Below are 8,965 nucleotides of genomic sequence, written 5' to 3'. Positions count from 1 at the left end.
ATATCAGTGGGAAGTGTAGAGAGAACCCAACGAGATCATCGATTTCTAAGGCGAGAGCGCCAGTATATCAGTGGGAAGTGTAGAGAGAACCCAACAGCAAAGCTGTGTTATATGGCCTCATGACCAGTATATCAGTGGGAAATGTAGAGAAAACCCAACAACCCAACAACCCAACGCGTCAGTCGTTCAACGCCTCGAATTCTCCGATAGGATCGCTCATTAACCACGCGACCGACTGGCCAACATCACTCGCCCAGCACAACATCACAGACTCGTCATCCCACACGGTTGCACGACCCTGATCTACGCGCACACCCAAGGTCCTCCCGGTTGCCTTGTCACGGACAATACCTTCGCATCCCACCAGTGTCCCCCGCTCATCACGCACGTTGACTAGTTCGCACACCGCGCCCGGACAGTGCTTGCGGACACTGTTTCGCACGCTCGTCTTGCCCACGCCGCGCACAGGCTTGCCGCCACGCGACGCATCATGCGCACTCGACCCTCCAGGACACTCACCACGTGCGCCCAACTCCCCATGATCCAGCATTGCGTCAATTTTGCGGCCAATCATACGAGCTCACCCACGTTCTGCTCATCCAGGCGCCTGGCCGTGTCCAACAGGTCATTCAGCTCATCGATCACGACTCCCAGGGCGCGCACCACCCCCATTTCAAACGTGATGTTTTCTGTGCGCTCGAACGTGGCTGCCGCGTTCATCAGGAGAGTACCGAACTCGCCGTCACTGACAAGCCGGTGAACCGAGTCGCGGATCGTGTCCTCAATCATTGTCATCACCTTCAGCGTCCACGATCGTGCTGCGCACGTAGGCGCATTCAGCTATCACTGTCTCCAGGGCCGTCGACATGGCGTCTGACGGTTCACTATCAGGGTGAAGGCTCATGTGAGTGTGAGCGCACCGAATGAGGAACACTCCCAGTTCGCCCTGGGTAATACTGTCGCGCACCATCATGCGTACCGTGTCTGTCATACGCCTACTTGTGGGACGAGTCCGCGCCTCGCGCCACCAGCCGCAACTATTTCACGCATGTATGATCTCGAACCTCAGCGTGTCCGTCACATGGCGGGTGTGGCACGCACAGCAGCCAGTCTTGCCCCCGAGTTTGGGCTCTCCCCTACCGACATGTATGTTCTCGGCTTGTTGCACGACGTGGGTTACGCATTTAACCCTGCTGACCATGCGCACGCGGGCGGCCTGGCTTTACGCGCCGCAGGATATCGGTACTGGGAGCAGGTGTACCACCACGGTGATCCTTCTGCGCCTTCAGGCTCCAGGGAGCTGGCCTTACTGAACTTGGCGGACATGACGACCAGCCCGACGGGTGAGCCATGCACTGTTGATGAGCGTCTGGCGGACATTGCACGCCGCTACGGGGAGGAATCACGCCAGTTGGTCGACGCGCGCAGAGTGGTTGACCTGCTGGGCTAGGCGGCGGTGGGTGGTAGCGGGCCGCCAGCCACATAGTCGCGCACCATCTGGTCGAACTCGCGACGAATCGCACTATCGTCCAGGCACACGTCAATCGCCTCATCTTCGGTTAGTTCCACTGGCATCTCATCTGTCATCGTCATGGTAAAAACTCTCCATCCAACTGTCTTCTTGGCCCCTGCCTGAAGGCTGGGGGTTTCTTATGTCAATGCGCGGCACTCTCAGCCTCACACGTAGGGTTTGACGGGGGCGTCCACCCACTCATCATCACCGAGCAGTTCATGGACACTCTTACAAACACGTTCGGCTGACTCCTGCACCATTTCAGGTGTCCTGTCCTGGACTTTCGACCAGCCCCACAAGTATTGAGCGTGACCCCTGGTCGCCTCCTCATCATTCACGCCGCTCGCACGGAAAATGACGTGCGCAATGGAGTCGGCCTCCACTTCCATCTGCCCACGGTTACCGTCATGCCCCGTATGGTACTCGTCGAAACGTTCCAGGTGGCCCGCCACAATGTGTCCCAGTTCGTGCGCCATGACGCGCGCCTGTTCAGCCTCACTGAGCCTTTCGTCAATCACAACCTCCCGTGTCAGTGGTGCCGTGTACCCGTCAGCACTGGAGAGGACTTTTCTTACGACGATTTTGAATCCGCGTTTTTCGATCATGCGAGTGAGGTTCTGTCGAAGCTGGGCGGGAGCCTCCACCTGGGCGTGATCACGTTCCAAAAGGGGTTTGCCATGCGTCTGAGACACGTCGAACACGCTGCCAGTCTTAAAGCCGACAAGCTGGAGGACGGGGCGACCATTCTCGTCGACCATTTGACTACCGTCATCCTCTTTCAGGCGCACGACAACAGGGCAGAGGATTTGAATACCGTGCTCACCTTTCGTGACGGAGCGCCCCAGCCCCTTCCACGTGCGAAAAGAAGCGACCCGCTCGGCGTCGGGGCGTTGCATGTAGATGAGCATTTGGTTGTTGAACGAGTAGTTGTGAAACTTATGCATCTGGTTGAGGTAGGAGAGCCAGTTGGCGTCGGTGTCGAGGTTTTTGACGGCAGTGTCGAGTTCAGCGCGAATGGCTTCGAGTTTTTCCTCCATCGTGTCGTAACGCTTATGGAAGACGTCCTCATCCAGGTCAAGGTCGACTGAGGCGTGGGGTTTCGTGTCAAACTGCCCGCCTTGAGGACTCCCGGCGGGCTTACGGGGTTGGAACGAAGTAGTCATAGGTGACCTAGTTGCGGCTAGAACGGACACGGTTGGGTTGACCAGCATGAAAGTGGAGCGAGCGTCAACCCGTGCCACCACCCTGGTGCAGGTCACCAGCAGACCGGCACCGGAAGCCAGTCCACGACCGCCGCGCTTGAGAGTGGAGCGCCCCAGCAGGACAGTGTGGAAAGTCGTGTGGCTGGGGCAAAACGCGTGAGTCGGAGGTGCGAAAGTTAAGCGGGTTGCGTGATCGTGCGCCAGTTTTTGAATCAGAGCCCCGCACGGGCATGAAAAAGGGCGGCTCACCACTCATTTTTACGAGTGTCAAACCGCCACTTTTCGCTTGTATCCCGCTGAAAACTGGACGTTCACCAGTATATCAGTGGGAAGTGTAGAGAGAACCCAACTCCAAAGTTAGAAGACGGCAAGCAGGTTCCAGTATGTCAGTGGGAAGTGTAGAGAGAACCCAACTGTTTCACAAGCGTTACGACACGATGGACCAGTATGTCAGTGGGAAGTGTAGAGAGAACCCAACGTTGGTCAAGCGATAGTCACGGTATGCTATTGCCACTCTTTCGCAACCTTAATGAGCGCGTTGGAAATTCCACGCATCCACCCCTCGGGATCCCCATTGCCACGCACATGCACACACTCGCCCGTCACGTCACTACGCATCGTCAGGTCAGCGCCCCCGCGATCCCACGACACGCTCACGCTCCCCACTTCAGTGTCAGCAGTCATGAACCCGCGACCCATGCCATGCATTCGAGCCGCCACATCCCGATACGCGTCCACCACCGACTCCACGTCGCGGCGAGCCTGGAACCGATCCGAAACGTCCACGCCCACAGCCGGAATCTTCCGCCCGTCCTGAAACTCCAACAGGACACGACTCCCACTGTTTACAGTGCGGGTGCGCCCATCCCCCACCGAGCACGCGCCATACTCGCTGTAGTGATAGTCGAAAGCCTCGTCAATGGCGGCCTGAGCCCACTGCTCGTCCAAAAACGCTCGAACGCTCGGATCCTCCAGACCCCCCGGCTTGCCGGTCACCTCTTCGGGCCACTCGTCGCGTGGAATGTAGCGCTCCACGTCCGGCCAATCCTCCGTGTTGCCCGTCGTGAACGTGTGCTTACCCTGATGGACAATAATATCCGCCACGACAGCACCGTCCTGAATTGTGGGGGCAATTTCAATCACGGCACCATCGGAGTCCGTCGTCATCAAGCTGCCGTACGTGAACGGGTATTCGCCTGCGCGCCACGAGTAGCGCGACCGGTCGTGCATGTCGAGAGGCATCTGGTCGTGTGGCTTAGTGTCGAATTGACCGCCCTGGGGTGAACCGGCGGGCTTGCGTGGTTGAAAAGTGCTCATGGAACTACCAGTTGCGGCTGGGACACAACGCTCGGGTTGACCAGCATGAAAGTGGAGCGAGCGTCAACCCGTGCCACCACCCTGGTGCAGGTCACCAGCAGACCGGCACCGGAAGCCAGTCCATGACCGCCGCGCTTGAGAGTGGAGTGTTCCAGCAGGCCAGGGCGAAAAGTCGTGCGGCCATGGTTGTACGCTCGGGTTGACCGGCATGAAAGTAGGGCGAGCTTCATCCCGGATCTGGTATCCAAAGCTCTGGTCGCTGGAAGTCGGCCACGGGCGGGTGTGGGGTGAACACGAACGCATCAAACGACCAGGACAAGCCCCTTGCGGCTGGGACAAAACACGCGTGAACTGGGTGGTGCGACAGTTGAGCGAGCCAGAACCCGAGTAAATAGTGGGGCGAAGGTCGGTGGTGAACAAAGTGATACAGGTTACAATGTCCTTAAAGTCTCATCGACCCAAAGGAGAGAACTATGTCAACACCAGTACAACCCGGCAACACGAGCCGCACACCAGACAACACTCCCCCAGCCACCACTCCCCGCGACACGAACATGCTCGACCAGTGGAACACGCCCGCCACGCCCACCTACCGGCAGACCCCACCCTACGCGACGCAACCCACTCCGCCAGCCAGCTCCACCGACTCCATCGGAGCATGGATGCTCGCACTCCTCCTCACCGGTATCCCGGTCGTCGGACTCATCTACATTCTCGTTGTCGCGTTCGGAGCGTCAACCTCACTGGCACGTAAAAACTGGGCGCGCGCAATGCTCGCATGGCGCATCATCATCATCGTCCTCTTCCTCATCGTCCTGATCGCAACCGGCGGAGCAATCGGCTCCTTCATGCGCAACTACTAGACCACTACAAAGGCGGCCCGTCACCCAGCTGGGAGGCGGGTCGCCTTTTCATGCAGACGCGTCCTCGTCTAACGCGCCCGAAATAGCCCATGCCCTCGGCCACATCGCCCAACACACACGGTCAAACAGCCCAGGCACATCACCAATATCCTCCAAGCCGCGCGACGCGGTGCCAGTCGACGGGTGCTCCACAGCCCACCACTCACACGTCGACCCGTCACGAGCCCCCACTATGCACACCGTTCCCGTATCCGGGTGATACACGTGCAGCGTCACCAGCCCATCCGGGTCATACATCGTGGCCGACATGACGTCCGGCGGCTCCAGCGACCCGCCCCAATCCGCGCGCAGCAGCCGCACCCTACTGAACGGGGTTCGCACCACCGCCATCTTCCACACCACGGGCGACACACTGTTCGCCACCGCGTCCACGAGCGCCTGCGGCCTCAACTCCAACGGGGACCGCACACGACCTTCCACGCACCCCGCGCGGTCCACTTTCACGCTCGCCAGATCGTCACCAGCCAACAGTTCACCCGAACGCGTCACCTCACCTGTCATCGCGTACGACACGCCCGTCACGTCGAAACGCACGGGAATCTGGCCGGACGCGGACACGACAGTAGATGAGGGGCTGACACTGACGCGGCACGTGGTGGAGCCTTCGAACGCGCGCGCCACCTGGATGTCCGCCACGCCACACACGTTGCACCTGTCCAACACGCCAATCATGCTCAACGCACACTTATAGGCACGCACGTGGTCAATGTTCAGTGAATCGAACGGCACTCCACCCACGCTTGCCACCACCAGGCGCGACCCGGTGGGAGTGATTCTCAGTGGAACCTGCCGTAGCCCTACGCTCTTCATGCCCCTCCTTGTGGGACGAGATGGGCTAACTCGTTCTGATGCGCACCGGCTTACCGGAACAGCCGAACGTGAGCGAGCACGACGTGGGGGCGGCCCCTTTCAGGGAGGCGAAACGCCCGCACTCAGGACAGATCGTCACCGACGTTGCAGCCACATCCAGCAGGGACGCCCACCGCAATACGCACGCCCACTCGTCCTCGCTGATCTCCCACTCACCTAAAACGCGCGGGCGAGAAACGGCGTGAGCATACACCTGGCGAAACGAGCGGCCCTTGCGGATACGCGCAAAAATACTGCCAGCCCTCGTCGCGTCTTCAAGCCTGTCGGTGCTCATCACGATCATCCTTGTGGGACGGGTAGCCCGATGACGCGCCCCGTTCTACGAATGAGACTGAGAGCGCTCCACCGTTTACGGTGGTGGTGAATCAGCCGGTGGGGCGTTTCTGGTTGCGGATGTAGTTTTCCACGGTTGTCAGTGCAGGCACCCCCGTGGTTCCTGCATAGTACGAGCGTGACTGGAACGCAGCAGCGAGCATTCTTGTCGCCGCAGGGCGTGCGGGAACATTCAACGCCTGGGAAAAGACCATCAGACGCACCCTCGCGTGCGCAGGCGAACCCACCGAACAAACTTTCGTCAAGTTTGCGTAGAATCCCCTCGCCTTCAGGCAGGGAGGACATCACCTAAGCAGCACTGCGCTTCACCCACCACGCCGTCAATCAGCACGCGAAGCACCCCCGCATCACGCGCAGATCCACCAGACCTCTCACCATCCACAGCGTCCACCCGCTCACGCTTATGCTCCAACACTTCCATGATCCGCTCATCCAACGTGCCACTGCCCACCAGGGTGGTCACCCACATGGTGCGGTTCTGCCCAATCCGACGCACCCTGTCCACCGCCTGGTCAATGGTCGCCGGAGTCCAATCCGCCTCCACGAACACGCACCTGCGACCCCTCGTGAGCGTCACGCCCACACCGACCGCCCCCATGGAGGCCACCAGGACACCCACCTTGCCGGACTGGAAATCGTCCACTATGCGCGTTGAGTCGGTCGACCCGCCACGAATCATGCGCCACGACACTCCCAGCTTGTCCAGCTCGTCAACCAGATCATCGCCCACCTCACGGTGATGCACCCACACGAGAAGCGGATCCTCATACACTCCGTCTACAGGCGGGTTAGCTTTCACATGCTCACCGATCACGTGGCACGCCGCTTTCACTTTCGCGCGACCAGCCGCCACACGCAGCCGGGAAATCAGCTCAAACGAACGCGAATACGGGTCGTCCCCATCTTCCAGCATGTCGCACACCTGCCGGATCACGTCCTGGTGGGCGGTGCGGAACACCTTGTCCTCCACGTCCACCGTGGTCGTGGTGAACACAACGTCGGGAAGGCCGAGCACATCTTTTTTTGCGCGCCGCACCCAACACGAGGAAGCGAGCATGTCACCCAGGTGAGGCAGTTGTCGTTTACGCGCCACCCACCCACGGTATTTGTCGGGACGCATATAGGTGGAGTAGAACTCGGACCAGCCGCCAAACACAGGCTCCAACAGTCCCACGCAGTCCAGTATGGGGGCAAGGTCGGACGGTTCGGACACCATGGGCGTGCCGCTGAGCGCTATTTTCAGTCCGCCAATACGCCTGGCGAGACTCAAAACCGCGCCGGTACGTTGGGCGGCAACGTTTTTCATGCGGTGCGCCTCGTCCACGATCAGCCCGTCTGCCCACGCTCCGAGCTGGACGGGCAGGTGGGGGCGGGCAGCAAGAAGCGAGTCGGATATGACGACCACGCCGCGAGTTGGCATATCGTCGGACGGCTGGGTGATGGGGATGGTCCAGCCGGATGCTTCAATTTCGCGTTTCCAGTTGGGGACAACGACGGGTGGGCACACAACGACGAGCCTGCGGGTTCGGGCGGTGGCGTGCGCACAGATCGCCTGGATTGTTTTCCCCAGGCCGGGTTCGTCCGCTATGAGCCTGCGCCCAGCCAGGACAGCCTGCACGCCGCTGGCCTGGAAGCCAAACAGGGGCCGGTGTGGGGCAAACAGGCGAGCTTCACCTTCCACGTGGATAAGGTCGGGTGCTGCTGCCAGCCTGGCCACGTTACTCTCACTGACCGTACTGTAGGTGCGTGAATTCGTCTGGGTGCTGGAACCGACCAGGCCGGATCGTGCGCAGTCCGGCTCGCTGGCCATGAAGCAGTGACGGCGAGTATCCCACGCGCAAAACGTGGGCAGCGACTCTTTCACGTCATCGTATGGCTCCAGTCGCGGGTAGATGCGGATCCACCCATCACGCGACCGCACCATCACGCGACTCGCCACGTCACTCAGGTCACGGATTTTCCCACCGGCAGCTGTCACGTCCACGTGGAAGTCTGCCGCCTCCAGGTCGGCCATGAACGTGCGTGTCACCGCGAACACACGCCATGTTTTCGACCCCGCATCCCAGTGACGATCCGGCATGGTCTTCACCCAATCCAACAGGGTTTGCCACCGACCACCCACGCGAGCCTTCTCGAAAGGAGGGAACTGGAGGTCAACGTGAGGGGTTCGGCGCGTCCCGCCTAAAACAGCCATCTTCATGCCCCTCCTTGTGGGACAAGACTCCCAGACACGCGGGGCTGCAACCGCCCGTGTGTCGCATTAACGCACATGAGGGCTATGTGTGTCCCACAAGCGGGGTGCGACAGGTCCTCAACGGACACAACAACTCATCAAGAACAGGATGACCACGTAATGAAACGTCTCCCAGTGGCGAAAACAGTCGCCAGCCTTTCACTTCTCACATTGCTTGCCATGACAGCATGTTCAGGCCCCTCCCCGTCTACCGAGACGGACACTCCATCGCCTGACACCACGGTCAGTCAGTCAGCCGACCAACAGTCCGGTGATGACCAGCAGTCAGGAACCACGACACCTTCCGGCACGAACGCTCAACAGAAGAAGAGCACCACTGTTACCGCGCCGAAAACCCCCGGCAAGCAGGGTGGCTATATTGTGCACGACACCAACGGTCAGGTAGCCGCGCAAAAAGCCAAGCCCAGCCAGAAGGCGAAAGCCACGAAGCCGGTCGCCCGCCCGTCTGCCCCCGGCCACAAGGTCACCCCGACTCGGCCTGTTGAACCAGCCCACCCCGTGACCCCTCCAGCTCCCAGCAAGCCGGATACTCCAACCCCTGAGAAGCCGGATA

At 60.2% G+C, this 8,965-nt stretch carries 12 protein-coding genes and 1 pseudogene; 3 read left to right on the top strand and 10 right to left on the bottom strand.

Going from position 1 to position 8,965, the window contains the following annotated elements; translation table 11 throughout:
• Window positions 1–178: 178 nt before the first annotated feature.
• From HMPREF2975_RS08620 to HMPREF2975_RS08610, 3 genes are read right to left on the bottom strand one after another with little or no spacing between them, the layout of a single operon-like run.
• On the bottom strand, window positions 179–574 hold the full coding sequence (locus HMPREF2975_RS08620; RefSeq protein ID WP_070727099.1) for a hypothetical protein: 396 nt from the start codon (window positions 572–574) through the stop codon (window positions 179–181).
• On the bottom strand, window positions 571–795 hold the full coding sequence (locus HMPREF2975_RS08615; RefSeq protein ID WP_193600036.1) for a hypothetical protein: 225 nt from the start codon (window positions 793–795) through the stop codon (window positions 571–573). Before HMPREF2975_RS08615 ends, HMPREF2975_RS08620 begins: the two co-directional genes overlap by 4 nt.
• Window positions 782–991, bottom strand: coding sequence for a hypothetical protein (locus tag HMPREF2975_RS08610; protein WP_141757387.1), 210 nt, complete (start codon window positions 989–991; stop codon window positions 782–784). Before HMPREF2975_RS08610 ends, HMPREF2975_RS08615 begins: the two co-directional genes overlap by 14 nt.
• Window positions 992–1,048: 57 nt before the next feature.
• On the opposite strand from HMPREF2975_RS08610, the gene HMPREF2975_RS08605 reads away from it, so the two are divergent.
• Complete coding sequence (locus tag HMPREF2975_RS08605) at window positions 1,049–1,450, top strand: HD domain-containing protein (RefSeq protein WP_070727092.1); 402 nt, start codon at window positions 1,049–1,051, stop codon at window positions 1,448–1,450.
• Here the strand turns inward: HMPREF2975_RS08605 and HMPREF2975_RS12620 are convergent.
• From HMPREF2975_RS12620 to HMPREF2975_RS08595, 3 genes are all read right to left on the bottom strand, one after another.
• Window positions 1,447–1,593, bottom strand: coding sequence for a hypothetical protein (locus tag HMPREF2975_RS12620; RefSeq protein ID WP_193600035.1), 147 nt, complete (start codon window positions 1,591–1,593; stop codon window positions 1,447–1,449). The genes HMPREF2975_RS08605 and HMPREF2975_RS12620 overlap by 4 nt on opposite strands.
• Before the next feature lie 84 nt (window positions 1,594–1,677).
• The gene (locus tag HMPREF2975_RS08600; RefSeq protein ID WP_193600034.1) at window positions 1,678–2,676 is read right to left on the bottom strand and encodes an ArdC-like ssDNA-binding domain-containing protein; all 999 of its coding nucleotides are present in this window, start codon (window positions 2,674–2,676) and stop codon (window positions 1,678–1,680) included.
• Window positions 2,677–3,219: 543 nt separating this feature from the next.
• The gene (locus tag HMPREF2975_RS08595; protein ID WP_070727088.1) at window positions 3,220–4,032 is read right to left on the bottom strand and encodes a hypothetical protein; all 813 of its coding nucleotides are present in this window, start codon (window positions 4,030–4,032) and stop codon (window positions 3,220–3,222) included.
• A gap of 473 nt (window positions 4,033–4,505) precedes the next feature.
• On the opposite strand from HMPREF2975_RS08595, the gene HMPREF2975_RS12125 reads away from it, so the two are divergent.
• Window positions 4,506–4,895, top strand: coding sequence for a hypothetical protein (locus HMPREF2975_RS12125; RefSeq protein WP_083314495.1), 390 nt, complete (start codon window positions 4,506–4,508; stop codon window positions 4,893–4,895).
• 48 nt (window positions 4,896–4,943) lie between these two features.
• Here the strand turns inward: HMPREF2975_RS12125 and HMPREF2975_RS08580 are convergent, their stop codons facing one another.
• From HMPREF2975_RS08580 to HMPREF2975_RS08565, 4 genes are all read right to left on the bottom strand, one after another.
• Complete coding sequence (locus HMPREF2975_RS08580; protein WP_141757385.1) at window positions 4,944–5,765, bottom strand: hypothetical protein; 822 nt, start codon at window positions 5,763–5,765, stop codon at window positions 4,944–4,946.
• Between the two features lie 25 nt (window positions 5,766–5,790).
• Entirely contained in the window at window positions 5,791–6,099 is a 309-nt protein-coding gene (locus tag HMPREF2975_RS08575) for a BTB/POZ domain-containing protein (RefSeq protein WP_141757383.1), read from the bottom strand.
• 91 nt (window positions 6,100–6,190) lie between these two features.
• Window positions 6,191–6,352: a hypothetical protein gene (locus tag HMPREF2975_RS12615; RefSeq protein WP_193600033.1), complete on the bottom strand. Its 162-nt coding sequence runs from the start codon at window positions 6,350–6,352 to the stop codon at window positions 6,191–6,193.
• 74 nt (window positions 6,353–6,426) lie between these two features.
• Window positions 6,427–8,358: a DEAD/DEAH box helicase gene (locus HMPREF2975_RS08565; RefSeq protein ID WP_070727076.1), complete on the bottom strand. Its 1,932-nt coding sequence runs from the start codon at window positions 8,356–8,358 to the stop codon at window positions 6,427–6,429.
• Between the two features lie 153 nt (window positions 8,359–8,511).
• On the opposite strand from HMPREF2975_RS08565, the pseudogene HMPREF2975_RS08560 reads away from it, so the two are divergent.
• Window positions 8,512–8,965: pseudogene (locus HMPREF2975_RS08560) on the top strand (hypothetical protein); the annotation flags it as partial.

This window comes from Actinomyces sp. HMSC065F12 (assembly GCF_001814535.1).
GTDB classification, from domain to species: domain Bacteria; phylum Actinomycetota; class Actinomycetes; order Actinomycetales; family Actinomycetaceae; genus Pauljensenia; species Pauljensenia radingae_A.
The sequence above is the reverse complement of the archived record's forward strand: the minus strand, read 5'-3'. Positions and strand labels throughout refer to the sequence as shown.